We start from the raw sequence: 26185 nt of genomic DNA on the forward strand, positions 1-26185 counted from the left end.
GAGGCCGTTCTCCATTCCGCTCAATCATAATATACATTAACCCTCATGCTCCAACGATGATACTGATCAAACTTGGCGGGAGCGTCATCACCGACAAGTCCCAGTTCAAGAAGTTCGACCGCGAGCAGGCGTCCAGGCTGTGCGGCGAGATCGCCGAGTCGGGCAAGGACGTCATCGTCGTCCACGGTGCCGGGTCCTTCGGCCATGTCCTGGCTAAGAAGTACTCCATACAGAACGGCCTGGTCGACGAGGGGCAGATACCCGCCGCAGCCCAGGTTCACCACGACGCCATGGAGCTGGGCCTCCTGATGACCCAGACGCTCATCGACAGCGGCATCCCCGCGGCATCCGTCGCACCCGGGAGCTGCTTCGTCATGGACGACGGCAGGATCGTACCCGACAACCTGGAGGCCATCAGAGCCCTTCAGGACATGGGCATCATGCCGGTGACGTTCGGCGATGTGGTCATGGACCGCTCGAAGGGGTTCGGCATAGTCTCCGGCGACCAGATGATGGAGGTCATGGCCGACCTGTACAAGCCGGAACGCGTCGTGTTCGTCTCGGACATAGACGGACTCTACACCGCCAACCCCAAGACGGACCCTGACGCGGAGCTCATCCCCGAGTTCGACGCCGGGACACTAGACCGCATCTCCTCCGAGTCCGACGTCGACGACGTCACCGGCGGAGTGCGCAACAAGATGGAGGCAATGCTCCGCATGTGCGACGGGGACAGGGACTGCGTCCTCGTCAACGGCACCGTCCCCGGAAGGCTTCTCTCCCTGCTCAGGGGCGAGAAGGTCACCTGCACGGTCGCCAGGATGTGATTTTCATGACACAGATCAGAGAGAGGAAGGCGGACCACATCGACATCTGCGTGAACGAAAGGACCGCCCCCGGATACTGCTACTGGGACGACGTGAGGTTCGTCCACAACGCGCTCCCCGAGATAGACGCCGACGACATCGACACCACGTGCTGGCTGTTCGGCAAGAAGCTGGAGTTCCCGCTCATCGTGACCGCCATCACCGGCGGGTTCAAGGGCGCCGAGAAGATCAACTCGAACATCGCGGAGGCCTGCGCAGAACTCGGCATCGGCATGGGTGTCGGGAGCGAGAGGGCGGGGGTCACGGGCACCTGCCCCGAGAGCTACTCCGTCATCAAGGAGTTCGACGTCCCCCTGGTCATAGGCAACGTGGGGGCGCCGCAGCTGGTCCCGCAGAAGAGCAAGGACCTGTTCAGCGCCGAGATGGTCGGACAGGCCAAGGACCTCATCGACGCCGATGTGGTCGCCATACACCTGAACTACCTCCAGGAGGTCGTGCAGCCCGAAGGCGACACCAACGCCAAAGGCGTCCGCGATGCCATAAGGTCCCTGGCCAGGGAGTACCCCATAATGGTCAAGGAGACCGGCGCCGGGATCTCCCGCGACGTCGCCGACAGGCTGAAGGGCATAGGGATCCTGGGGATGGACATCGCGGGGATGGGCGGGACGAGCTTCTCGGCCGTGGAGCTGTACAGGGCCATGAAGGTCGAGGACGACGTCAGGACCAGCATGGGCGAGACGTTCTTCGATTGGGGGATCCCCTCCCCGGTCTCGCTGCACGAGTGCCGCGGCTGCGGACTCCCGCTGATCGCATCCGGCGGGATCCTCGACGGCATTCATGTGGCGGCATCCGTCGCGATGGGCGCAACCTGCGCCGGCGTCGCGAACGCCGTGCTCAGGGAGGCCACCGAGTCCGCCCAGGCGGTCATCGACAAACTCACGATTATCAAGGAGGAGCTGAGGGCGGCGATGCTCCTCACCGGGTCCGCGGACCTGGCAGCCCTCTCCAAGGCAAGACACGTGGTCCTAGGTGAGACCAGACAATGGATTGATGCACTATGATAGACGCCAAAGAGTACCTGAAGAAGATGTCCGCCGAACTCGACGGACCGATCAAGAGCTACATCGGAGACGAGGAGCCCAAGAAGCTCATGGACGCCTCCAAGCAGTACCCGTACGCCGGAGGGAAGAGGATGCGCCCGGCGATGGCCGTCGCGTGCTGCGGCGCCGTCGGAGGCGACAAAAGCAAAGCGGTCCCCCTCGCGGTCGCCGTGGAGTACATCCACAACTTCACCCTGATACACGACGACCTCATGGACGGTGACGAGGTCCGCAGGGGCATGCCCACAATCCACGTCGGATACGGCGCCCCCACAGCCATCCTGGCCGGAGACGCCCTGTTCGCCAAGGCGTTCCAGATCATCTGCGACCTCGATGTCCCCGCCGAGAGGATGAGGGACGCCCTGAGGTACATCAGCCAGGCGGTCTGGGACCTCGCCCGCGGACAGCAGATGGACGTCAACAACGAGGGGCAGCTGGTCACGGAGGAGGTCTACCTCGAGACCATCAGGCTGAAGACCAGCGTCCTCTTCGCGGCCGCGGCGGCCGGAGGCGCGATCGTCGGAGGCGCAGACGAGAAGACCGTCAGGGCAATCAACGAGTACGCCATCGAGCTTGGGCTCGGGTTCCAGATGTTCGACGACTACCTCGGAGTCGCCGGTGACCCCGCCAAGACCGGGAAGTCCGTGGGCAACGACATCCGCAAGGGCAAGTGCACATGCATGGTCATCCACGCCCTGAACAACATCAAGGACCCCGAGGAGCTCGAGGAGTTCAAGTCCGTCCTCGGAAACCTTGAGGCGACAGACGAGCAGTGCGTCCGCGCCAAGGACATCATGGAGAGGGCCGGGTCCATCGAGTACGGCCTCAACCTCGCCAGGCAGAAGGTGGACATCGCGAAGTCCAAGATCGCCTTCCTCCCCGACACCGAGGAGAAGGAGTTCATGCTCGCGCTGGCAGACTACTCCATAAACAGAGAGGTCTGAGGGCCTCGAACCCCCGGGCCGATACAATGGCCCGGGATCCCATTCTTCATCGTACGACGGATGCGGGACGTCTGACCTCAGACATCCTCTATGCCCGTCTCGGTGATCCTGTACTGGGCCTTCCTTCCCTCCGGAAGGCTCCTGTGCTTCATTATGACCGCCTCGCGCCTGCCGTCGAAACGCTTGTCCAACCTGATGATCGTCTTGGCGTTGTGATGCAGGGCGTGTCCTCCGAGGAACTCGACGCCGCCTGTGTTCAGGTTCGAGTACACCTGCGACGTCACCAGTATCGCGATCTCGTGCTGGCGCGCGGTGTTGAGAAGGACCTCCGTCTGCCTGATGAACTCGTTCCTCGTGCGGGAATCATCGTGATTGAGACGGTAGAACATCGTGAGAGAGTCGATCACCACGAGCGATATCGATCCGGCCGCGGCGAGCTTCTCGATCTTGTCTATGCGGTCGGACTGCTCCTCGAAGCTGTGGACCTGGAAAATCAGGAGGTTCTTGATGTTCTCCTCCTGGCCTACGAACACCTGGCTCAGCCTGTCGGATGATAGGCCCTCGGTGTCTATGTACGCGACCTTCTCACCCTTGGACGCTATGTTGCGGGCGATCTGGAGACAGACGTTGGTCTTCCCTGCACCTGCCTCCCCGTAAAGCAGCGTAACGCTGCCGGTCTCTATCCCGCCGCCCAGAAGACGGTCGAACTGGGAGCAACCCAGCGGTATCCTGTCCACGATGGGTTAAACGCGCGGGGCGATAAATCAGTTCGCGTGGAACGGGCATTCGTCACCCTTGCACTGGGGATTCATGGAAGAGAAGCCGCAGACCGGGTCCCCCACGGGGATGTCCACACCGAGTGTCTCCCCGATGTAGGCGGATGCCGCGATGAGTGCCGCATACGAATCCCTCTTGCAGCACCTCGGACCTCCCAGGGATCCGATGGCCTCCAGGCACCTGGACGTCATGATGTTGCATCTTCCCCACGACTCTCCCGACAGCGGGGTGGAACCGGTGATTATGCTGTACGCCATCCCGCAGCTCACCGCGGCGCCGCAGTTGCCCCACAGACCGCAGACTCCTCCCGGCAGCTGCCTCCCGCGCCCTGCCATCTCTTCGAGAGCGGACTCCAGGTCGATGTCCCCTCCGCAGTTGCGGTACGTTGTGAGAAGTGCGGAGCCGACAGCCACATGGTGCTCCGGACCGTGCATGTGCATCCCGGGAAGACGCATCAGACGGGTCACCAGCTCAACCGGGTCCCTCGACTCGGATGCAAGGCAGACCTCGGGGATCATGGACAGCCCGTCGGAGTGGCAGGAGTCGCATACGAAATGGCCGTTCACGCACTCCGTGTTACTCATGAAACTCCCTCCGCAGACGGAGCATTCCATGCTCCTGCGCTTCTCATGATACTCCAGGGGAGCACCGCATATCACACAACCGGAAACGAACCCCGACATGACAACCGCATGAAGGGGGTTTGGGAAATAGTTTTCATTGGAGCGCCTCAGCGCTCCTCGTCCTTGGAGTCCTTGCCCTTGACGGGCTCGACGTCGTCGAGACTGTAGTCGACACCCTCCTGGTACTGCTCGCCCTTGTAGGCGTACATCGGCAGGGCCATCAGAGCCATGGCGATGTACCCTATCACAATCAGGGCGACCGCCACGACGGCTATGATCGCGACTATGGTCACCAGCGACTCCAGCACTCCCGGCTGCATCAGGGCGTACGCTATCGCCGCGACGATGACGATGATCATCAGGACGATGACCGCTATCCCCACCGCGGACTTCCCGGTCCCGGCTTTCCTCTGATTAGTTACCTGTGGCTTGTCCATAATGATCACCTCAGCTGCTCTGCTGCGGCAGATACGGGATGAGGGACTCTGCCAGGTCCCCGAGGGTCATGGACTGGATGACGATCTTCCCCGGCCCGGTCAGCGTGGTCACGAACAGACCTTCGCCACTGAACAGGGCAGTCTTGATCCCTCCGACTGCGGAGATGTCGTAGGAAACCGTGTCCTCCCATGCCACGGCGTTGGCGGTGGAGACCTTGTACTGCTCACCCGGCGCCAGGTCGACCACGTTAAGGTCCCCGCAGGCGTGGATGAACGCACGTCCGGTGCCGGAGAGCCTCTGGAGGATCAGTCCCTCCCCTCCGAACATCATGGAGCCCAGCCTCTTCTGCAGAGCCATGTCGAGGTTCACCGTGATCTCGGAACCGAGGTACCCGGTCTTCTGGACGATCCAGGATCCGAGCCCCACATCGATGTCCAGGACCTTCCCCGGCGCCTTCCCGGCGAGACCCACAGTGCCCACTCCGCCCTGAGGGGCGTACCTCAGGAGGAACAGTGAAGCACCGGACAGGGAGCGCTTGAGGCCCGCCATGAGGCCGCCCTCCATCTTCGACTCCATCCTCATGTTCCCGCTCATGTATGCCATCGCGCCGGCCACGGAGTTGAACTCCTCGCCCGGCTGCAGCTCGACGTTGACGAACTGCAGGTTGTCTCCTGTGATGGTGTACTTCATCGTAAAACCCAGATGCACATCGCGCTCTGACGATTTAACCGATTCCCACCGGGAACCACACGTATCTATACTGGACGGGGGATTCTCGGACCATGTCCCATGACGGTTCCGAATGCGCGCAGGGCGCCGAAGCGGTGATCACCGAGACCGAGTACCTCGGTCGCGACGCCGTCGTCAAGTACAGGCCCCCGAAGACCTACAGGCTCCCAGAGCTGGACGCCCACATCAGATCTTCCCGCACAAGGAACGAGGCACGCATCATGCACGAGGCGAGGGACGCCGGCGTCAGGACCCCCTGCGTCTACGACATAGACCTGAAGCAGTGCTCCATCACCATGGAGCGCATCCGCGGGGAGATGGTCAAGGACCACCTGGACACGCACCCGGAGGATGCCGAGAGGGTCTGCAGGATGGTGGGTGAGTGCATCGCGAAGCTCCACACCGCCCACATATGCCACGGGGACCTGACGACGTCCAACATGATCCTGACAGATGACGGGCACATCTGCCTCATCGACCTGTCCATGGGCTGCACCAGGGCGGAGACGGAGGACATCGGCGTGGACCTGAGGCTCCTCGAGAGGGCCTTCACATCCGCACATATCGACCTTATGCCGGCCTACGACGCCATGATGGAGACATACTACTCGATCGTCCCAGAGCCCAAGGCGATCATGAGGAAGGTCGAGGACATCAAGAACAGGGGGAGATACACATGAAGCTGAAGGTCATCACATCGAATCCGGGCAAGGTCGCGGAGTACCAGAAGGAGCTCTCCGGTTACGGGATCGAGATGGAGCATGTCAGGCTCCCCTACGACGAGGTCCAGACGTCGGACCTGGAGGAGGTCGTGAACAAGGGCATGGACGCGATCATCGCCAAGGGCGTCAGAGACTTCATCATCGACGACTCCGGGCTGTTCGTGGACGCCCTGAAGGGATTCCCCGGCGTATGGTCCGCCTACGCCCAGAAGACGATCGGGAACCCCGGGATCCTGAGGCTCATGGAGGGCGTCGCGGACAGGGGCGCCGAGTTCAGGTGCTGCATCGGATGCGACGTGAACGGCGAGAGGATCGTCGTCACCGGCAGATGCAGAGGCGTCATCACCGAGAGCGAGCAGGGCGACGGAGGGTTCGGATTCGACCCCGTGTTCTCCCATGACGGCGTGAGGACGTTCGCCGAGATACCCATGGACGAGAAGAACTCGGTCTCGCACAGGGGGAACGCGGTGAGACTCCTCATCGATGCACTGAAGTCGAAGGGCCTGATCTGACCGCGTCGAACGACTGCGACGCGTCGGTCCTGAACACCGATGAGGGGATGTCCGACAGAAACATCGATGCCGTAGAGGATTCTGAAGAAGGAAGGGTATTTGGGAAAGGCGTTTCACAGGATGCTCGCGAAGGGCTCGTTGATGAACAGGATGCAGATTCCCAGAGCGAGCATCAGGAACAGCAGGTAGTTCCCGAGCATCGACTTCATCTCGAGCATGTCGACCCTGAACTTCAGGGCTCCGAGGATCTTTGTGAGCAGAGCGCACACGACGAACGATATGATCGTGGCGAGCCACCACCAGCCGGTGTGGTTGCAGATGACCGCACCGACGATTCCCACGATGATGGCGAGGACCGCGATGACCATGAAGACCTTCGTCATGTAGATGTCCTTGAGGATGAACTCCCTCTCGTTGAACTCGGTCGGGGTGAACTCGTACTCCTCCTGGGGCTCCTCCACCAACCGTCTCTTCTTCTTTGCCATCGGAACCGCATCCTGATACCACTTAAAAAGGTTGCTCCGGAATGTCTCCGGACTCTCATTCCTCCATGAACTCCTTCCTGGAGTACTTCAGAGCCTCGACCACGGGCAACGGCTCGCCGAGCAGGAACGTCTCGAGGGCGCCTCCTCCGGTGCTCACGTAGGAGAACCTGTCGGCCAGGTCGAACCTCTCCGCGGCCCCTCCGGTGTGTCCGCCTCCGATGACGGACTGGCCCCCGCTGTCGACCATGGCGGTCATGATGATCCTGGTTCCGATCTCGAAGCCGTCCTTCTCGATCATGCCGGCGGGACCGGACATGAAGCATGTCTTGGACGAGGCGACGACCTTGCGGAACTTCTCCGCGGAAGCGTCCCCTATGTCGAGCGCCGGCTCGGCGGTGGGCATGTCCCCGATGTTGACGGAGACCCTCTGGCCGTCCCTCTCGACAGCGACGTCCACCGGCAGAAGGACCCTCTGGCCGTACTTGGCCAGGATGTCCTTGGCCGCCTGGAGGTTCTCCGGGGTGAGCTCCTCGGACAGCACCTTCATGCTGGCCTCTCCGATGTCGACGCCCCTGGCGTACAGGTACGCGTTGCCCGCCAGACCGACCAGGATGACGGTGTCGGCCATGCCGTTGCCGAGGACGCGGTCGATCATCTCGGACGCGTCGCCGAACTTGGCCCCTCCGAGGATGAACACGCAGGGCCTGCGGGGGTTCCCGAAGATGGCGTTGAGCGCGAACAGCTCCTTGGCCATGAGCCTGCCTGATGCGGACGGGACCTTGAGGGGGAACCCGACCAGGGAGCACTGCGACCTGTGCGCCGCTCCGAAGGCGTCGCAGACGTAGTAGTCCACCAGCGGGGCGAGCCTCTCGACGATCTCGCCCTCCGCCTGCTTGAACATGTCGCCCTTTGCGGTCTCGCTGTCAAGCGACCTGACGTTGCCCAGCAGGAGAACCTCTCCCGATCCGAGGGATCCGATCGCGTCGACGGCACTGTCGCCGATGACGTCGTCGACGTACCTCACGGGCATGCCCAGATGCTTGGACAGATGCTCCGCGTGCTGCTCGAGCGGGATGAAGTCCCAGCTCCCCTTGCGGCTCTGATGGGCGAGGATGACGACCTTGGCCCTCTTCCCGACGAGCTCCCTGATGGTGGGAACCACCCTCCTGATCCTGGCGTCGTTGACGATCTGCAGGGTCTTCTTGTCCAGGGGGCAGTTGATGTCCACTCTCAGGAGGACCGTCTTGTCCCTGAAGTTGAAGTCCTCGAGGGTGTTGAAGTCCTTGGCCATCGGACCGCCTCACTCCTTGTTGGGGATCCCGAGGGCGTCGTTCGTCTTCCTGACGGATGCGGCGGGGTCCTGCTCCATCTTGCACATGGACCTGATGCAGTCGATGTTCTCGGGGATGACGTCGGACTCCTGGTGGACCGCCTGGTAGTAGTACAGCGTGTTGCCGACGACCTTGATCCCGTCCTCCCAGACGACGATCTCGTACATGTCGGAGCGGTCACGGCCGATGTCCCTGGCCATCTCCATGATCTGGGCCGTCGTCTTGATGCCGTCCTTGCTGCTGACAAGCCTGACACGGGGCGCCTTCCTGAGCACGTCGATGACGTCGGCCGTGGTGACCTCGGATCCGAGCTCGGCGACGACCGTGTGCACGTGCATGAGCGTGGTGGACGCCTTGACCGCCATCGTGCTGATGTCGAGCCAGGGCATGATGCTCTGGACGTCGGGGCCGTGGTGCGTGGGCAGCTTGACGGAGGGCTCGAGTCCGTTGATGGGCCCGTTCTTGCTGTCGCCGGGATCGGCGGCACGGCGGACGATGGTGACGAAGGCCTTCTTGACCTTGAACTCCCTGTCGATGGGGTTAAGGGTCCTCAGCAGTCCGGTCGTGTTGCAGGAGACGACGCGGGAGAGCTGCGCCCCCCAGGACTCCGAGTAGTTGGCGGTCGAGTTGAAGGAGATGCCTGTGAGACTGTGGTCCTCCCCTCCCTGGAATATGGCCTTGACGCCGGCGGCCTTGTACTGGTCCCTGTACATCTCGCCGACGTTCCCGGGAGTGCAGTCGACGACGATGTCGACCTTCCCGTACATGTCCTTCAGGGTTCCGGCTATGGGGACTCCTGCGGCGTTGAACGCCTCGACGCTCTCGTCGGGGACGTATATGTCGTATCCCTTGGCCAGTGCGGCCTGGGCCTCGAAGTTCGGTCTCGTCTTGGTGACTCCGACGAGCTCCATGTCGTCCTGTTTGGCGACCGCGGACGCCACTCTCTTTCCGATGGTCCCGTATCCGTTGACTGCAACCCTGACTTTTGCCATGTTGTCTACCTGGTGGAACGGATTGCCTGCGCTTCTTTAATATTTATGGCGCGGGGGCTGGGACCGAAGACGTTGGATGCCGCAAGGTTCGGTTTGACTCCATAACGGAGGTTTAATATTGTGGGACGATGATGGGATTGCGATTCAAGTGTCACATAATTGTAACGGAATCGGTGCGTGAACATGGACAGTATGCTCATCGTTTACGCTTGTATCATTGTTGTATTGGTGGTCTGCTCGGCGTTCTTCTCGCTGACCGAGACCGCGTTCACCGGTGCGAACCGTGTGAGGCTGAAGAAGCTCGCCAACGACGGCGACAGGAAGGCCGCGAAGGCCCTGGACATGCTCGAGGACTACGACAAGTTCCTCACGACGAACCTGATCGGGGTCAATGTCGTCAACATCGCGTCCAGCACCATCGCGACGGTCATGTTCGTCGCGATATTCGCCGACCTGGGGAGCATAGTGAACATCGTCGTGATGACCCTCGTCTCACTGACGTTCTGCGAGATCATCCCCAAGTCCGTCGCCAAGAAGAACCCCGTGAAGTGGTGCATCAAGACGGTCAACGTCTTCGCGGTCCTCATCAAGATCCTCTCCCCCGTCTCCTGGCTGTTCACCAAGCTGACCAAGGCCATCGGGGAGACCGACGACGAGACCATGAGCGACGAGGAGCTCGAGGTCCTCATCGACGAGTGCGAGGAGGGCGGATCCCTGGACACCGACGCCAGCGAGCTGATCAAGTCCGCCATAAGGTTCGACGACATAGAGGTCGGGACCCTCTGCGTCCCCAGGATGGACGTCACGGCGGTCAGCCAGGACGCGTCCGCCAAGGAGCTCTCCGACATCCTGGCCGAGTCCGGTTTCTCCAGGATCCCCGTTTACAGGGGCACGATCGACGACATCGTCGGGGTGGTCTACTCCAAGGACTACTTCACCAGGGCCCACAAGGGCCTCCCGTGCGACATCGCCTCGATCATGAAGCCCGTCAAGTACGTGCCTGAGAGCATGACGGCGTCCGACCTGCTCAGCGACTTCCAGAAGACCAAGGTCCACATGGCCGTGGTCCTGGACTCCTACGGCGGCACCATCGGCATCATCACCATGGAGGACGTCCTCGAGGCGCTCGTCGGCGAGATATGGGACGAGAGTGACGAGGTCTCGGAGGACATCGTCACCAACGTGGACGGCTCCCTGACGGTCAAGGGGTCCACCGACGTGTACGACATCATGGACGCCATCGGCAGGGACTTCGACCTCCAGGGCTACGAGGAGCACACCGTCAACGGGCTCCTGATGCACATCCTGGGCCGCACCCCCGTCGGAGGCGACGAGGTCAACACCGACGACGTCTCCATCAGGGTCGTCAGCATGGACGGCCGCAGGGCGAAGGAGTGCAGGGTCATAGACCACCGCGCCCCTCCCGCCTGACGGCACCCCCGGCCGAAGGGCCGGGCCCCAAACACCCTTCCACCACTTACATCCCTTCATATCGCGGCCGTCTGGGTCAATTCTTTTATGGTGTACGGAGTTCCACCGTCAGAGGTTTCGACATGAGAGGGACCAAGGCACTGCTGAGCATGCTTGAGAAGAAGGGCGTCGACACCGTCTTCGGATATCCCGGGGGCAGCGTCATATCCGTCTACGACGAGCTTGTGGACTCGTCCATCAGGCACGTGCTAGTAAGGCACGAGCAGTGCGCCGCCCACATGGCCGACGGGTACGCCCGCGCCAAGAACCAGCCGGGCGTCTGCATCGCCACCAGCGGACCGGGCGCCACCAACCTCGTCACCGGGATCGCCACCGCGTACGCGGACTCGTCCCCGATCATCGCCCTCACGGGGCAGGTCGCCGCCGGGTCTCTGGGACAGGGCGCGTTCCAGGAGGTCGACGCGTACAGCCTGCTCATGCCGATCACCAAGCACAGCTACAGGGTCCTGGACGTCAACAGGCTCCCCCATGCGGTGAGCGAGGCCTGGGAGATATGCCAGATGGGAAGGAAGGGGCCGGTCCACATCGACCTGCCCATCGACCAGATGAACGCGGACATAGACGAGTCGCTCCTCGACGGGAGGTTCGGCGTCAAGCCGCTGACGGAGGACCTGTCCGGACTGCACGAGGCCGTCCAGTGGATCCGCGAGTCCCAGCGCCCCCTGATCCTCGTGGGCGGAGGCGCGATCGACGCCTCCGAGGAGGTCATGGAGCTCGCCCGCATCATGAGAGCGCCGGTCGTCAGCACCCTCATGGGAATGGGCGTCGTCCCGTCGTCCTACGATCTCAACATGGGGCCGCTGGGCCTCCACGGCAGGCTGTCCGCGCTGGAGATGTCCACCGAGGCCGACCTCATCATATCCGTGGGCAGCAGGTTCTCCGACAGGACGTACAGCCCCCACGACCGCATGAGGGACCCGCTGGGAAGGGTCATCCACATCGACATCGACGCCACGGAGTTCAGCAAGCACAGGCATCAGTGCGTCAACCTGCAGGCGGATGCCAGGAAGGCGCTGAGGTCACTCATATGCGCCATGGGTTCGACGCCTGTCCAGCGGCCGGGATGGACGGAGCGCGCCCTGCAGGTCAAGGCGAGCCACGTCCGCGACGACGACAGGGACTGCGTCCCCATAGCCCCCCAGAGGGTCATGCGCGAGATCAACAGGCTGATCGACGACGATGTGATCATCACCACCGACGTGGGCCAGAACCAGATGTGGGCCATGCACTACCTGGACATCGAGCACCCCAGACAGTTCCTCACCTCCGGGACGTTCGGGACCATGGGGTTCGGACTGCCGGCGGCGATAGGCGCCAAGGCTGCCCTGCCGGAGAAGAAGGTCATGACGGTCACCGGCGACGGAGGGCTCCAGATGGTCATCCAGGAGCTCGCCACCTCGGTCGCGGAGGACCTGCCCGTCACGGTCGTCCTCCTGAACAACGGCTGCCTGGGCATGATAAAGCAGATGCAGAAGTACTACTGGAACGGCCGCTACTCCGCCATGGAGCTCGGGGACGACCCGGACTTCGTCACGGTCGCGAAGGGATTCAGGTGCAACGGCATCCGCGTGGAGAGGCCGGAGGAGATCGGCGACGCGCTGAAACAGGCGATGGAGTCCGACGTCACCACGATCGTCGAGATCATGGTGGATCCAGAGGCGGACATCCTCCCCATGCTGCCCATGAATCCGAACATACCCATCATCAAGGGCGACTGCCGGTTCTGATGCGAGGGGGCACACCCCCTCGCGATTCGTTTAATTAAAATGGCGGGATACGAGCCTCGAAGGCATGCACATGAAAGGCACGAAGGCACTGGTAACAATGCTCGAGAGGAAGGGCGTCGACACGCTCTTCGGATACCCCGGCGGAAGCGTCATCCCCATCTACGATGAGCTATACGACGCGAACCTGAGGCACATCCTCGTAAGGCACGAGCAGTGCGCCGCGCACATGGCGGACGGATACGCCAGGGCCTCCGGAAGACCCGGGGTGTGCCTGGCGACCAGCGGCCCCGGGGCCACCAACCTGGTCACCGGCGTCGCCACGGCATTCGCCGACTCCGTCCCGATGCTGGCGTTCACCGGCCAGGTGGGGACAGGCTCCCTCGGCCTGGGCGCCTTCCAGGAGGTCGACGCGTACAGCGTCATGATGCCCATCACCAAGCACAACTTCAGGGTCCTGGACGTGAACAGGCTCCCCCATGCGGTGAGCGAGGCCTGGGAGATATGCCAGACCGGACGCCCCGGCCCGGTCCACATCGACCTGCCCGTGGACCAGATGAACTCCCAGGTGGATGAGTCCGTCCTCGACGAGGAGTACGGCATCAAGCCCCTGTGCGAGGACCTCTCCGGATTCGAGGAGGCAGTCCAGTGGATCAGGGCCGCGAACCGCCCGATAATCCTTGTCGGTGGCGGCGCCGTGAACGCGTACAGGGAGGTCATGGAGCTCTCGGAACTCCTACAGGCTCCGGTGGACACGACCCTCATGAGCATGGGCGTGGTCCCGTCCACGTACGACCTCTGCATGGGCCCGCTGGGGATGCACGGCAGGATGTCGGCCCTCCACGCCATGAACGAGGCCGACCTGATCATATCCGTGGGCAGCAGGTTCTCCGACAGGACGTACAGCCAGAAGAGCCGCATGAGGAGCCCGGACGGCAGGGTCGTCCACATAGACCTGGACGCCACGGAGTTCGGCAAGCACAGGCACCCCGCGGTGAACCTCCAGTGCGACTCCGCCAAGGCGGTGCGCATGCTCATCGAGGCGCTGAGGCCCTCGTACACCCCCAGCATGGACTGGGCGGACAGGGCCAGACTGTTCAAGAAGCACTGTGCCTGTGACCCGGACTTCGGGTGCACGCCCATCGTCCCCCAGAAGGTCATGCACGAGATCAACAGGTTCATCGGAGACGACACCATCGTCACCACCGACGTGGGCCAGAACCAGATGTGGGCCATGCACTTCCTCGACATCGAGAAGCCGCGCAGGTTCCTTTCCTCGGGCACGTTCGGAACCATGGGCTACGGACTGCCGGCGGCGATCGGGGCCAAGGCCGCGAAGCCGGACATGGACGTCATGGCGATCACGGGCGACGGCGGACTGCAGATGGTCATGCAGGAGCTGGCGACATCCCTCGCCGAGGACCTGCCCGTCACCGTGGTGCTCCTGAACAACGGGACCCTGGGCATGGTCAGGCAGTGGCAGAAGCTGTTCTGGAACGAGCGCTACTCCGCCACCACCCTGAGGTGCGACCCGGACTTCGTGAAGCTGGCCGAATCCTTCGGCGCCAAGGGCATCAGGGTCGAGAGGCCCGGCGAGATCGCCGACGCGCTGAAGGAGGCCCGCGACTGCGGAAGGACCTGCATCGTCGACATCACCGTGGACCCGGACGAGCACGTGCTCCCCATGATACCCGCCGACCCCAAGGAGGACATCGTCATGGGCCGTTGCGGGTTCAGGATCTGAGCACGGGGGCGGACCACGCCCCCGCAAACAATCTTTCATCACCATTATATCGTTCCCCGATGTTCGCCGACGCATGGACCTCGAACAGAGCGTGCTGGAAAGGATAGTACCCTCCCCCGACGTCGTCGCCTCCATCCAGGAGCGCGCGGACCGCCTGAAGAGCATCGTGGAGGAGTACATCGCATCCCACGGCATCGAGGTCGAGGCCAGGTTCGCCGGGTCCTTCTCCAAGGGGACGTTCCTGTCCGATCCGGACCTGGACCTGTTCCTGATGTTCCCGGACACGGTGTCCGAGCAGGAGATGAGGCTCATCGGCCTGCAGGCCGGGGAGGACATACTCCACGGGACCCGCATGTTCTCCGACCATCCGTACACCAGGGGGAACTTCGAGGGGCTGGACGTGGACATGGTGCCGTGCTTCAGGATCGACAGCACGGCCCACCTCAAGAGCGCGGTCGACCGCACGCCGTTCCACACGGAGTTCATCAACTCGCACCTGGACGACGGCGGCAGGGACCAGGTCCGTCTGCTGAAGAAATTCATGAAGGGGATAGGGACCTATGGCGCGGAACAGGACTCCAGGGGGTTCTCGGGATACCTGTGCGAGCTCCTCGTCGTGAGGTTCGGATCGTTCCGCGGCGTGCTGGAGGCGGCATCCCACTGGAGGGACGGGACCGTCATCTCCGTCAAGGGCAGCGGACCTGAGATCGTGGCGCCGCTGGTCGTCTACGACCCCGTGGACCCGAAGAGGAACGTGGCATCCGCGGTACACCTGGACACCCTGTCCCTGCTCATCGTGGCCGCCAGGGCGTACCTCTCCGAGCCGAGATTGGAGTTCTTCTTCCCCAACCGCAGAGCTCCCATGACCGCCGGAGCGCTTCGCGACACCGTCGCCGGACACGGCAGCAGACTCGTCTCCGCGACGTTCGACAGGCCCGACGCCATAGAGGACAACCTCCACTCCCAGCTCTGGAAGACGCAGACCGCCTTCGCGAAGAAGCTTGACGACTTCGGCTTCGGGGTGATCCGCGCGGTGCACAGGATGGACGGGGACGGGATGACAGTGGTGTTCGAGATCGAGCGCGACGTCCTTCCGAAGACGTTCAGGCACGAGGGTCCGCCCGCATGGGTGAACTCCGACTCGTTCATGGCCAAGTGGAGGGGCAGTCCCTTCGGCGACCCGTTCATAGAGGACGGAAGGTGGAGGGTCGTGTCAGAGCGCCAGTACACCGTCGCCGCCGACATGCTCAGGAACGAGGCGCCGATGGCCGGGATAGGGAAGGAACTGGACCTCGGCACAATGCATGTGATGGATCACGAGGGGACCCTCTCGGGGATCGACCCGCTGCTCCTGACGGAGCTGCTGGACCCCAAGATGCCCTGGGAGGTCTGAGGTCCTTCCGAACCCATCAAAAAGAACTTTAACTCCCGGAGGATACGCCTCCTCCAGTGGGCCTGTGGGTTAGCTTGGTATACTTGCGGCTTTGGGAGCCGTTGACCCCGGTTCAAATCCGGGCTGGCCCACCATCTACTTTATCCGATGTGTTTTTGGATTCCTGCGGATGGATGTACGTTCCGATGCTTCGAATCCAGACCGACTACACAGTACCCTTCCATCGGTCAGGAGCATTCGGGATGGAACAACACTCTGCATCATGTTCCAAGACTCTTTGCATGTTTTTCGGACCCATACGGAAAGTGCCAGACATCCGATGCGATGCCTGGATGTTCGGCCATCTCCCCCTGCAACGCTCTTAAAATCGACCTGGAATCGGTCCAATATGAGCGCATCCGAAACCGAGATAATGGACACCATCGAGAGATCCGTGGCGGAACTGGACCTGGCCCTCGGGAGGAGGGTGTCGGCGACCGTGATCTCAGGTCGCACCATCCCGCCCCGGCGCGGGGTCAGGACACAGGAGAGCCCCCAGTTCCTCACCTCCAGAGCGCTCGTGGTCCCGATGGCCCGCACTCTTGGATATAGCGACATTACCCTGTCATACGGGATGCTCGAGCGCGCCCCCGGACTGGTCATCTCGATAACCGCGGCAAACCATCCTCTCAGAGAGGCCTCCGAGAACCTCGTCAGGACAATGAAGTCCGAGGGAGCGGCCCTCGGCATGGCCACGGACGGGATCAGATGGATCATGGCCGAGAGGTACGGCAGATGGCCCAAGGTCGTGTGCATGTCCGACCTCAGGCCGTACTACCTGGAGGCCCTGGACCGTGACAGGTTCAGGACCGCCGTCCAGGAGGACAGGCGCAACCTTCGCCTGTTCTCCAGCCTCTTCTCCAAGAGGACTCAGGACGAGGGCTGTCCGCAGGGCGGGTCGTCCGGGGACCCGACGGCGATGTCAGCCACCACCGAGGAGTAAAGACGGAACCCTCCCGCGAGATGGCTGCACTCGTATCCGCTCTGGGACAGCATCCTCGCCGCGATGTAGCTGCGGAGGGCGCTGTGACATATCAGGCGGATGCTCCTGTCCCTGGGGATCTCCGCCATCCTCTCCCTCATCTCGTCCACCGGTATGTTCACGGAGCCCTCTATGTGCCCACGGGCGAACTCCTCGGGGGTGCGGACGTCCACGAACAGGTTGGACGGGTCCTCCCTAAGCGAGGAGACGTCGTCCCAGAAGAACTGCCTGACCCTGCCTGACACCACGTTGTCTATCACGAATCCCGCCATGTTCACGGGATCCTTCGCGGACGAGTACGGGGGAGCGTATGCCAGATCGAGCTCCTCCAGGAGCCTGTAGTCCCCTCCCGCGCGTATCGCGGTGGCGATGACGTCGATCCTCTTGTCGGTCCCCTCGTAGCCGACGATCTGCGCTCCCAGGATCCTCCCGGTGCCCCTCTCGAACAGCGTCTTCACGGACATGTTCCGGGCTCCTGGATAGTAGGTAGCATGGGATGCTGAGTAGGTGTAGACCTTGTCGTAGTCGATGCCTGCGGCCTTCGCGGTCTTCTCGTTGAGTCCCGTAGTGGCGACGGTCATGTCGAACACCTTAATCACCGACGAACCCTGGGAACCCCTGTACTCGCTGGGAATCCCGCAGATGTTGTCCGCCGCTATCCTGCCCTGCCTGTTCGCGGGCCCGGCGAGCGAGATGACAGCGTCCGTCCCGGAGACGAACTCCCTGACCTGCACCGCATCTCCGACGGCGTAGATGCTCGGGTCGGAGGTGCGCATGTGCGTGTCCGTGACGACAGCCCCCTTGATACCTGTCTCCAGGCCGGCGTCTGACGCCAGATGGGACTCCGGCACCACGCCCAGGGCGACCACGGCCATGTCCGCGTCCAGCGTGCGCCCGCTCCTCAGGTTCACCCTCAGGGGGCCGTCGGTGACGAACCCTGTGACCGCCTCGGACAGCAGGAGCCTGATCCCGTTGGCCCTGAGGCAGTGGTGCACGTCGGCGGCCATGTCCCTGTCCAGTGGCGGCAGGACGTGGTCGGGGCGCTGGACGAGCGTGACCTCCACGCCCATCCCGGCGAGGTTCTCGGCGACCTCCAGACCTATGTATCCTCCTCCGGCCACCACCGCGCTGCGCGGTCTGTTGGCGATGACGAAGTCGCGCATGGCCAGCGTGTCCTCCACCGTGCGCATGGTCATCACCCTCGGATCGTCCGTCCCCGACATATCCGGCATCAGGGGCTTCGCACCGGGAGACAGGATCAGGACATCGTACGGCTCATCGTACTCGGAGCCGTCGTCCAGCCTCCTGACCCTGACCGTCTTGGAATCCCTGTCGATAGACAGGGCCTCGTTGCGGACCCTGACGTCGATGCCGAAGCGCCTCCGGAACGACTCCGGGGTCTGCAGGGTCAGCTTGCCCCTCTCGGTGATCACCCCTCCGACGTAGTACGGGAGTCCGCAGTTGGCGTAAGACACGTACCCTGTGCGCTCCAGGATCACGATCTCCGCATCCTCGTCCAGCCTCCTGAGCCTCGCGGCCGCGGATGCCCCGCCGGCCACCCCACCGATGATCAGAACCTTCATGTGAATCGGAGAAGTAAACGCCGATAAGATATTTTAACACTGTGAATTGTCTGTTTCCGACCACAGTCTGGCACATCTGACCGCACGGTTCCAGCCGTTGATGTGCTCCTGCCGCTCTGCCTCGTCCATCTGCGGCACGAACCTCCTGTCCAGGGACCAGTTATCCCTGAGATCGTCCTCGCCGTCCCAGAAGCCGACCGTCAGCCCGGCCATGTACGCAGCGCCGAGCGCGGTGGACTCTATGCAACGGGGGCGCTCTACCTCCATGCCTGTGATGTCCGCGAGGAACTGGCACAGGAAGTTGTTCGCGCTCGCACCGCCGTCGACCTTCACTGAGTGGATACGGGTCCCGGAATCGGCCTCCATCGCCCTTATGACGTCGTTGGCCTGGAAGGCTATCGACTCCAGCGATGCACGGGCGATGTGGCAGCGGTTGGTGCCCCTGGTCAGACCCATGATGATCCCCCTGGCGTTCTGGTCCCAGTGCGGCGCACCGAGGCCGACGAACGCAGGGACCACGTAGCATCCGCAGGTGTCCTCGACGCTCTCGGCCATCCTCTCGGTCTCGGCGGACTCCTCGACGATCTGGAGCTCGTCCCTCAGCCATTGCACTGCCGCACCCGCGATGTATATGGATCCTTCTAGCGCGTACTCCGTGGCTCCCCCTGTGTTCCAGGCGACGGTCGTCAGGAGGCCCCTGCTCGTGATCCTGGGATCCCCGCCGATGTTCATCAGCAGGAACCCGCCTGTGCCGAAGGTTATCTTCACATCGCCGCGGTCGAAGCAGGTCTGACCGAAAAGAGCCGCCTGCTGGTCCCCGAGGGCCGAGGCTATCGGCACCGACACCCCGATGACGGAGGGATCGGTGATGCCGAACACATGTCCCGGCGGGCACGACGTCGGCAGCATGGCCTCCGGGATCCCGAGGATCTCCAGGAGTTCGAAGTCCCATGCGAGGTCGGTTATGTTGAACATCATCGTGCGGGCCGCGTTGGAATAGTCGGTCGCATGGACCTTTCCCCCGGTGAGGCACCACATCAGCCACGACTCCACGGTCCCGAAGAGGACGTCGCCACTCTCCGCCCCGTCCCGGGCGCCTGGCACGTTCTCGAGGATCCATCTCAACTTGGTCCCGGAGAAGTAGGCATCCACCTGGAGTCCCGTCTTGGACAGGACGGTCTCCCCGAGACCGCGGTCCCTGAGCTCCTGGCAGAAGGCGTGGGTCCTGCGGTCCTGCCATACGATCGCGTTGCACAGAGGCTCCCCCGTGCGCGCATCCCAGACGACGGTGGTCTCCCTCTGGTTGGTTATGCCCATGGCGACGCACTCGCCGGGATCTATGCCCGGCCTAGACAGGCAGTCGCGTATGACGCCCACGCAGGAATCCCTGATCTCGGCCGGGTCGTGCTCCACCATCCCCAGACCCGGGTAGATCTGCCTCAGAGCCCTCTGGGACACCGCGAGGACCTCTCCCCGACGGCCGAACAGCATGCAGCGGACGCTCGTTGTCCCGGCGTCCAGGGCGAGGACGAATCCGGTCATGCGATCATCCGCGGTAGATGTCGTCCAGGCTGAGAAGGAGGACGTTCACGCTCCCCTTGGCGTAGTCGGTCAGGTCGCTGTCGAAACCCGCCCCGGAGAACATGACGAACATCTTGTTCGACCCCTCGATCTTCCTGGAGCGGTCCATCAGCTCGTCCAGGTCCTTCCTGGAGAAGGGCGCTCCGTGGAGCCTGCACCTGGCGGTCATGATCCTCCTGACGTCGTTCGCGTTGACGGACGCCACGAAGTCGATTATGGAGTCGCTGGTGTCGTCCTTCTTGCGGAGCTTCCCTATGAAGGAGTACTCGTACGTGTGGGTCACGTAGTCCATGCACACGGACTTGAACCCGCGCTCCACGTAGGCGTCGATGTCGTCCCTGGCAAGCTCGAACGAGTCCGTGGGGGACTCGAACTCCACATGATGGGTGTACCTGTAGACGACCTCGTAGAAGAAGCGTATGATGTTGCTGCCGATCGTGTACACCGCCCTGCGGGACATCCCGGAAGACACCTCCTTCTGGACGAGCCCCTTGTGCTCCATGTCCTCCAGCATCTTCGAGCAGTACGACGCGCTTATGTCGGCCCTGTCGGCGATGTCCCTCACGTTCTGAGCTCCCGACGCCATGGCAGACAGCACCTTGACGCAGGCGGAGCTGACCTCCGTCTCCGCGGCCACGAGACCCTCCGCCTCCAGCGAGTAGACGGACATGTGGTCGAAGAACTGGTCGCGGATCACCTCCTCTGGCTTCCCCACGAACAGCCTCTGGTACGCGGGCGTCCCCCCGACGATGCTGTACGCGGTCAGATGCTCCAGCGGCGTGTAGTCGGGATGGAAGCCCTTGCACTCCAGATACGTCATGGGCTTCAGGTCCAGGGTGTAGTAGAACCTGCCGAAGATGGAGCTGTCGTTGTCGCAGACCATGAGCATCATCTTGGTTCCCGGCAACTCGCGGTTCATGAAGGTGCGGAGGTACGAGTTGAACTCCGGGAAGTTGTAGACCAGGTCGCTGTAGCGGTCGATGATGACCACGACCCTCCTCTTCCCGCAGAGGCTCTTCAGAGCCGGGAAGAGGTCCATGATGTCCTCGAAGTGGACGTCCCTGCCTGCGAACCTCGAGATGTTGCGGCACATCTCCTCGATGTTGTCCGACTTCAGGCCCGGCACGCCGGTCAAATACACGTGCGGTTTGTCCGCGCAGAACGCGCGCAACAGCGTGGTCTTCCCCAGATGGCGGCGACCGCATATGGCGCACGCTACAGGCACCTTCTCATACACACCCTCCAGGTACTTCAGCTCCTCAGAGCGACCCACGCATCCATCCATAGTCCCGTATTCCATTGGAACATAATTAAAGAACACGTTTTGGACCTCGGACCTTCACCCGGAGACAGGGCTGGCATGCCTCTCGGACATCGGGTCGGAATCCTTCGGATACGAACGAAACTTCGTCGATGTCTGAATGATATCTGAAGTTTCATTTATATACCACGACCTTCGGGAAATCAGGTGTCGGCTCATGAATGATATCCTGTTCATGATGGTCGTACCGTTCATCGCGGCATGCCTACTCCTGGTCGTCAGGAACGACAGGGCCAGGGCGGCGATTGCCGAGGTCGCGGCGGCGATCATCATCCTGTCATCGGTCTGGGTGGCGTACAGCTACTTGGGTGAGCCCCAGACGTTCGGGTTCCACAGCGAGACGATAGGCACCCTCATGTTCGTCGTCGAGGTCATCCTGGGACTCGTCATAATCTATCTGGGAATAAAGCACAAGAAATACGCGGCATCGGCCCTGGGACTGGTGCAGCTCTGCATGTCATTGTACTTCGAGTTCGCCCTGAAGGAGGGCATCGAGGTCGAGAAAGCACTGTACATAGACGACCTGTCCATCATAATGGTGCTGATCATCGGAATAATCGGCAGCCTGATCTGCGTATATGCGGTCGGCTACATGAGGGACTTCCAGGAGCACCACAAGGACGAGAAGGACCGCAGGCCGTGGTTCTTCTTCCTGCTGTACACTTTCCTTAGCGCGATGTACGGCATCGTCCTGTCCAATGACCTCGTCTGGATGTTCTTCTTCTGGGAGATCACCACACTGTGCTCCTTCGCCCTCATCGGCTACACGAAGACGGAGGAGGCGGTCAACAACTCGTTCAGACAGCTGATATTCAACCTCGTGGGCGGGATCTGTTTCCTCGCGGCCCTCATGGTGCTCGCGTCCGAGTACGGTTACCTCGACATGGAGTCACTCCTCGCCGGCGACAGCGGCGAGCAGTGGCTGCTCCTGGTCGTTGGCCTGCTCTGCGTGGCAGGGATGGTCAAGGCGGCCCAGATGCCCGTGCACACGTGGCTCCTCGGCGCCATGGTCGCGCCCACCCCCACATCCGCTCTCCTGCACTCGTCCACCATGGTCAAGGCGGGAGTGTTCATGGTCCTGAAGCTCTCCCCGCTGATGATGACCGACGGCGATCCCAACCTGGTCGGCTACATGGTGATGTCCGTCGGAGGCCTCACGTTCCTCCTGGCGTCCATGGCGGCGATCTCGCAGTCCAATGCCAAGAGGGTCCTCGCGTACTCCACCATCGCCAACCTCGGTCTGATCGTGGCGTGCGCCGGTGTCGGAACGCCCGAGGCGGTCTGGGCCGGAATCATGCTGATGGTGTTCCACGCGATAACCAAGTCCATGATGTTCCTCTGCGTCGGTACGGCCGAGCACCACATAGGCAGCAGGGACATAGAGGACATGGACGGACTGTTCGTCAGGATGCCGAAGCTGGCCATCATGATGATGATCGGAATCGCCGGCATGTTCCTCGCCCCGTTCGGTATGCTCATATCCAAGTGGGCGGCGATGACGTCATTCGTCGACAGCGAGTACATCGTCCTCATCGCCTGCATCGTGTTCGGAAGCGCGGTCACATCGTTCTACTGGACCAAGTGGCTGGGCAAGCTCGCGTGCACCGCATCCAATGCGGAGAACTGCGAGGAGACCGTCCGCAAGCAGGAGTGGTTCGTGCTCGGATGCCTCGCCATCCTCACCATCGCGGTCTGTGTCCTCTATCCGGTCATGTCATCGGAGGCCATCGTTCCCTACCTCGAGGGTGTGTTCGATGTCGGATCCGGCGCACTGGTGCCGCTGCTGGAGTCCAACAACATGTACATCGTCATCCTCATGGTCATCGTGCTCGTCCTCCTGCCCCTGCCCTTCTTCGGCAGGACCAAGAAGAAGATCGTGCCCAACTACATGGCAGGAGTGGGGATCGACGACCAGTCCTACGTCGGATCGATGGGGGCGACGGTCGATGTCAGCCTCAGGAACTGGTACATGAACCCCTGGTTCGGCGAGAGCCGTGTCGGGAGGATAGGCGAGGTCGTGACGGCGGTTGTCATCGTCATCGTCATTCTCGCCATCATCGGAGGTGTTTCCATATGAGTGACTGGATTTGGATCGTTGCGGGGATCTTGTTCATCGTCATCGGACCCCTCATAGGATGCATCCTCGCGGGAATAGACAGGAAGATCGCCGCCAGGATGCAGAGCCGCAAGGGGCCGCCTGTGCTCCAGCCGTGGTACGATGTGAAGAAGTTCCTCGCCAAGGAGCAGGTCACGCCCAACAAGGTGCAGGACTTCTACGTCATGGTGTTCCTGCTGTTCACGATAGTCACTGGAGTCCTGTTCTTCACCGGGCAGGACCTGCTGCTGATCATCTTCACCCTGACGCTGTCCGAAACTTTCCTGGTCCTGGCCGCGTACTCCTCGGGTTCCGTCTACGCCCAGATCGGGGCACAGAGGGAGCTGTACGTCGCCATGGCCTACGAGCCGATCATCCTGCTGATGGCCATCTGCTACTACCTGGAGACGGGCAGCTTCAATGTGGCTGACATCGCGGAGAGCGGGTCGATGGCGTTCGTCCCGCTGCTCGGTGTGTTCCTGGCGTTCCTGTTCGGACTGACGATGAAGCTCAGGAAGTCCCCGTTCGACCTCAGCCTCTCCCACCACGCCCACCAGGACATCGTGAGGGGAATGGCGACCGAGTTCAGCGGAAGGACCTACGCGTCCCTCGAGATCGCCCACTGGTACGAGTCGATCATGCTCCTGGGCATGATGGCCCTGTTCTTCGCGGACGGCACATGGGTCGGAGCGGTTGTCGGAATAATCATCGCCCTGCTGGCATGGATCCTGGAGACCTGGATAGACAACGGTTTCGCCAGGATGAAGTGGCAGACCGCACTGAAGAGCGGATGGGTGATCGGACTGATACTCGGAGTCGGCAACGTGGCCGTGCTCCTTCTGATATGAGGCGATCTGTATGTCTGGAACAACGAAATCACCATGGATAATGCACTACGACGCCTCGAGCTGCAACGGATGCGACATCGAGGTGCTCGCCTGCCTCACCCCCGTCTACGACGTGGAGAGGTTCGGCGTGATCAACACCGGCGATCCCAAGCAGGCGGACATATTCCTGATCACGGGTGCCGTGAACGACCAGAACAAGGAGGTCGTGAAACAGCTCTACGACCAGATGCCCGAGCCCAAGGTCGTCGTCGCGGTCGGCATCTGCGCCTGCTCCGGCGGGATCTTCAGGGACTGCTACAACATAATCGGAGGGGTCGACAAGATCATCCCGGTGGATGTCTACGTCCCCGGGTGCGCCGCCAGGCCCGAAGCGATCATAGACGGGGTCGTCAAGGGACTCGACGTCCTCGAGAAGAAACGCCTTAAGCTCCGCGAGAAGGAGGGGAAGAAATGACCGAAGAAACCAAACAGACGTTCGAGACGGTCTCCCCCGAGGACATCCCGGGGATGGCTGAGAATCTGAAGTCCGAGGGATACAGACTGGTGCAGCTCTGCGGAGTGACCAAGGAGGGCCACACGGAGATCCTGTACAGCTTCGACAAGGATTTCGCCATCAGGAACCTGAAGGTTGCCGTCCCGTTCGGACAGACCGTTGGAAGCATCACGCCCTGGTACTGGGCCGCGTTCGTATACGAGAACGAGGTCCACGACCTCTTCGACGTCGAGTTCACCGACAGCAAGCTGGACTACAAGGGCAACTTCTTCCGCATGAGCTGCAAGGCTCCGTGGAAGGGGCCCGAGGCCGCACCGAAGGAGGGATCCTGATGGGAAAGAGAACGATCGTCCCGTTCGGCCCTCAGCACCCCGCACTCCCCGAACCGGTCCACCTGGACCTGGAGCTCGAGGATGAGACCGTCGTGCGCGCCATCCCCTCGATAGGGTACGTGCACCGCGGACTCGAGAAGCTGGCTGAGAAGAGGGACTACAACGACATGATCTACGTCATGGAGAGGGTCTGCGGGATCTGCAGCTTCGGCCACGGCTGGGGCTACGCCGGAGCCGTGGAGGGCCTGATGAGCGTCCAGATCCCGGACAGGGCCGAATGCCTGAGGATCATGTTCCATGAGCTGTCCAGGGTCCACAGCCATCTGCTGTGGCTGGGACTCCTGGCCGACGGACTCGGGTTCGACAGCCTGTTCATGCACTGCTGGAGAATCAGGGAGAGGGTCCTGGACGTCTTCGAGGCAATCACCGGCGGAAGGGTGGTCATGTCCTTCTGCAAGGTCGGCGGGGTCAGGAAGGACCTCACACCGGAGATGCTCAAGATGGTCAAGGACACCTGCGACATGATCGAGGACGAGATGAGGAAAACCGGCCTGGTGTTCATGAAGGACACATCAGTCAGGAACAGGCTGTGTGGAACCGGCGTCCTGAGCCGCGAGGACATCATAGACCTGAGCGCCGTCGGTCCCGTCGCCAGAGGATCCGGCGTCAACAACGACGTCAGGTCCGCCAACCCCATGTACAGGGACCTGGGATTCTCCCCTGTCCTGTACGACGACGGCGACTGCTGGTCCAGGTGCATGGTCAGGGTGGACGAGATCATGCAGTCCCTCGACATGATCAGGAACGCTGTCAGAGACCTGCCCGACGGCGATGTGTCCGTTCCCGTCAAGGGCAACGCGCCCGTGGGAGACTATGTCTTCCGCGTGGAGCAGCCCCGCGGGGAGGGATTCTACTACGTGCAGGGCAACGGATCCAAGTTCCTGAGCCGTGCGAGGGTCAGAACACCCACGAACATCAACATCCCCGCCATGACGAGGATGCTGCAGGGATGCAACCTCCAGGACGTGTCCATGCTGGTCATCACCATAGATCCCTGCATCAGCTGCACGGAGCGCTGA

At 62.2% G+C, this 26185-nt stretch carries 25 protein-coding genes and 1 tRNA gene; 16 read left to right on the forward strand and 10 right to left on the reverse strand.

Annotation, left to right across the window (positions count from 1 at the left end; all coding sequences use genetic code 11):
* Positions 1-56 precede the first annotated feature (56 nt).
* The 3 genes from JS82_08460 to JS82_08470 are packed head-to-tail and all read left to right on the forward strand — an operon-like array spanning position 57 to position 2871.
* Complete coding sequence (locus JS82_08460; protein QHK18133.1) at positions 57-827, forward strand: kinase; 771 nt, start codon at positions 57-59, stop codon at positions 825-827.
* Between the two features lie 5 nt (positions 828-832).
* Positions 833-1888 carry a type 2 isopentenyl-diphosphate Delta-isomerase gene (locus JS82_08465; GenBank protein QHK18134.1) on the forward strand — a complete coding sequence of 352 codons (1056 nt, stop codon included), beginning with the start codon at positions 833-835 and terminating at the stop codon, positions 1886-1888.
* Complete coding sequence (locus JS82_08470; protein QHK18438.1) at positions 1888-2871, forward strand: polyprenyl synthetase family protein; 984 nt, start codon at positions 1888-1890, stop codon at positions 2869-2871. The genes JS82_08465 and JS82_08470 overlap by 1 nt, the downstream gene beginning before the upstream one ends.
* A 77-nt stretch (positions 2872-2948) precedes the next feature.
* On the opposite strand, the gene radB is transcribed toward JS82_08470, so the two are convergent.
* Genes radB through JS82_08490 form a run of 4 tightly spaced genes read right to left on the reverse strand, consistent with a single transcriptional unit; the run spans position 2949 to position 5399 of the window.
* On the reverse strand, positions 2949-3608 hold the full coding sequence (gene radB, locus JS82_08475) for a DNA repair and recombination protein RadB (GenBank protein QHK18135.1): 660 nt from the start codon (positions 3606-3608) through the stop codon (positions 2949-2951).
* 27 nt (positions 3609-3635) lie between these two features.
* Positions 3636-4331, reverse strand: coding sequence for an SAM-dependent methyltransferase (locus tag JS82_08480; protein QHK18136.1), 696 nt, complete (start codon positions 4329-4331; stop codon positions 3636-3638).
* A 47-nt stretch (positions 4332-4378) separates the two neighbouring features.
* Complete coding sequence (locus tag JS82_08485; protein ID QHK18137.1) at positions 4379-4708, reverse strand: hypothetical protein; 330 nt, start codon at positions 4706-4708, stop codon at positions 4379-4381.
* Between the two features lie 10 nt (positions 4709-4718).
* Positions 4719-5399: a TIGR00266 family protein gene (locus JS82_08490; protein ID QHK18138.1), complete on the reverse strand. Its 681-nt coding sequence runs from the start codon at positions 5397-5399 to the stop codon at positions 4719-4721.
* Between the two features lie 92 nt (positions 5400-5491).
* Between JS82_08490 and JS82_08495 the strand changes: the two genes are divergently transcribed.
* On the forward strand, positions 5492-6118 hold the full coding sequence (locus tag JS82_08495; GenBank protein ID QHK18139.1) for a Kae1-associated serine/threonine protein kinase: 627 nt from the start codon (positions 5492-5494) through the stop codon (positions 6116-6118).
* Complete coding sequence (gene rdgB / locus JS82_08500) at positions 6115-6672, forward strand: RdgB/HAM1 family non-canonical purine NTP pyrophosphatase (GenBank protein QHK18140.1); 558 nt, start codon at positions 6115-6117, stop codon at positions 6670-6672. The genes JS82_08495 and rdgB overlap by 4 nt, the downstream gene beginning before the upstream one ends.
* A 113-nt stretch (positions 6673-6785) precedes the next feature.
* On the opposite strand, the gene JS82_08505 is transcribed toward rdgB, so the two are convergent.
* The 3 genes from JS82_08505 to JS82_08515 are packed head-to-tail and all read right to left on the reverse strand — an operon-like array spanning position 6786 to position 9480.
* Positions 6786-7157 carry a hypothetical protein gene (locus tag JS82_08505; protein QHK18141.1) on the reverse strand — a complete coding sequence of 124 codons (372 nt, stop codon included), beginning with the start codon at positions 7155-7157 and terminating at the stop codon, positions 6786-6788.
* 55 nt (positions 7158-7212) lie between these two features.
* Positions 7213-8448: a phosphoglycerate kinase gene (gene pgk, locus JS82_08510; GenBank protein ID QHK18142.1), complete on the reverse strand. Its 1236-nt coding sequence runs from the start codon at positions 8446-8448 to the stop codon at positions 7213-7215.
* A gap of 9 nt (positions 8449-8457) precedes the next feature.
* Entirely contained in the window at positions 8458-9480 is a 1023-nt protein-coding gene (locus JS82_08515; protein ID QHK18143.1) for a type II glyceraldehyde-3-phosphate dehydrogenase, read from the reverse strand.
* 183 nt (positions 9481-9663) lie between these two features.
* On the opposite strand from JS82_08515, the gene JS82_08520 reads away from it, so the two are divergent.
* From JS82_08520 to JS82_08545, 6 genes are all read left to right on the forward strand, one after another.
* Positions 9664-10911, forward strand: a complete 1248-nt coding sequence (locus tag JS82_08520; protein QHK18144.1) for a DUF21 domain-containing protein — start codon at positions 9664-9666, stop codon at positions 10909-10911.
* 122 nt (positions 10912-11033) lie between these two features.
* On the forward strand, positions 11034-12698 hold the full coding sequence (gene ilvB, locus JS82_08525) for a biosynthetic-type acetolactate synthase large subunit (protein ID QHK18145.1): 1665 nt from the start codon (positions 11034-11036) through the stop codon (positions 12696-12698).
* A 70-nt stretch (positions 12699-12768) separates the two neighbouring features.
* Positions 12769-14439 carry a biosynthetic-type acetolactate synthase large subunit gene (gene ilvB, locus JS82_08530; protein ID QHK18439.1) on the forward strand — a complete coding sequence of 557 codons (1671 nt, stop codon included), beginning with the start codon at positions 12769-12771 and terminating at the stop codon, positions 14437-14439.
* Positions 14440-14512: 73 nt separating this feature from the next.
* Positions 14513-15832 carry a CCA tRNA nucleotidyltransferase gene (gene cca, locus JS82_08535; GenBank protein ID QHK18146.1) on the forward strand — a complete coding sequence of 440 codons (1320 nt, stop codon included), beginning with the start codon at positions 14513-14515 and terminating at the stop codon, positions 15830-15832.
* A 58-nt stretch (positions 15833-15890) separates the two neighbouring features.
* A tRNA-Pro gene (locus JS82_08540) sits at positions 15891-15966 on the forward strand.
* A gap of 254 nt (positions 15967-16220) precedes the next feature.
* Positions 16221-16814: a hypothetical protein gene (locus tag JS82_08545; protein ID QHK18147.1), complete on the forward strand. Its 594-nt coding sequence runs from the start codon at positions 16221-16223 to the stop codon at positions 16812-16814.
* Here JS82_08545 and JS82_08550 read toward each other — a convergent pair.
* From JS82_08550 to JS82_08560, 3 genes are read right to left on the reverse strand one after another with little or no spacing between them, the layout of a single operon-like run.
* On the reverse strand, positions 16742-18436 hold the full coding sequence (locus tag JS82_08550) for an FAD-dependent oxidoreductase (GenBank protein QHK18148.1): 1695 nt from the start codon (positions 18434-18436) through the stop codon (positions 16742-16744). The genes JS82_08545 and JS82_08550 overlap by 73 nt on opposite strands.
* A 33-nt stretch (positions 18437-18469) precedes the next feature.
* Positions 18470-19978 (reverse strand): glycerol kinase GlpK, encoded by a 1509-nt coding sequence (gene glpK, locus JS82_08555; protein QHK18149.1) that lies wholly within the window; start codon positions 19976-19978, stop codon positions 18470-18472.
* Between the two features lie 4 nt (positions 19979-19982).
* On the reverse strand, positions 19983-21302 hold the full coding sequence (locus JS82_08560) for a hypothetical protein (protein QHK18150.1): 1320 nt from the start codon (positions 21300-21302) through the stop codon (positions 19983-19985).
* A 214-nt stretch (positions 21303-21516) separates the two neighbouring features.
* Between JS82_08560 and JS82_08565 the strand changes: the two genes are divergently transcribed.
* The 5 genes from JS82_08565 to JS82_08585 are packed head-to-tail and all read left to right on the forward strand — an operon-like array spanning position 21517 to position 26185.
* A complete protein-coding gene (locus tag JS82_08565; protein QHK18440.1) occupies positions 21517-23415 on the forward strand; it encodes an NADH-quinone oxidoreductase subunit L in 1899 nt (632 codons plus the stop codon).
* Positions 23412-24281 carry an NADH-quinone oxidoreductase subunit H gene (locus JS82_08570; GenBank protein QHK18151.1) on the forward strand — a complete coding sequence of 290 codons (870 nt, stop codon included), beginning with the start codon at positions 23412-23414 and terminating at the stop codon, positions 24279-24281. Before JS82_08565 ends, JS82_08570 begins: the two co-directional genes overlap by 4 nt.
* Before the next feature lie 10 nt (positions 24282-24291).
* Positions 24292-24735 (forward strand): NADH-quinone oxidoreductase subunit NuoB, encoded by a 444-nt coding sequence (nuoB, locus tag JS82_08575; protein ID QHK18152.1) that lies wholly within the window; start codon positions 24292-24294, stop codon positions 24733-24735.
* Positions 24732-25106 (forward strand): NADH-quinone oxidoreductase subunit C, encoded by a 375-nt coding sequence (locus tag JS82_08580; GenBank protein ID QHK18153.1) that lies wholly within the window; start codon positions 24732-24734, stop codon positions 25104-25106. The genes nuoB and JS82_08580 overlap by 4 nt, the downstream gene beginning before the upstream one ends.
* Positions 25106-26185 (forward strand): NADH-quinone oxidoreductase subunit D, encoded by a 1080-nt coding sequence (locus JS82_08585; GenBank protein QHK18154.1) that lies wholly within the window; start codon positions 25106-25108, stop codon positions 26183-26185. Before JS82_08580 ends, JS82_08585 begins: the two co-directional genes overlap by 1 nt.

The sequence above is a fragment of the Methanomassiliicoccaceae archaeon DOK genome, assembly GCA_009911715.1.
In the GTDB taxonomy this organism is placed as follows: Archaea; Thermoplasmatota; Thermoplasmata; order Methanomassiliicoccales; family Methanomethylophilaceae; genus Methanoprimaticola.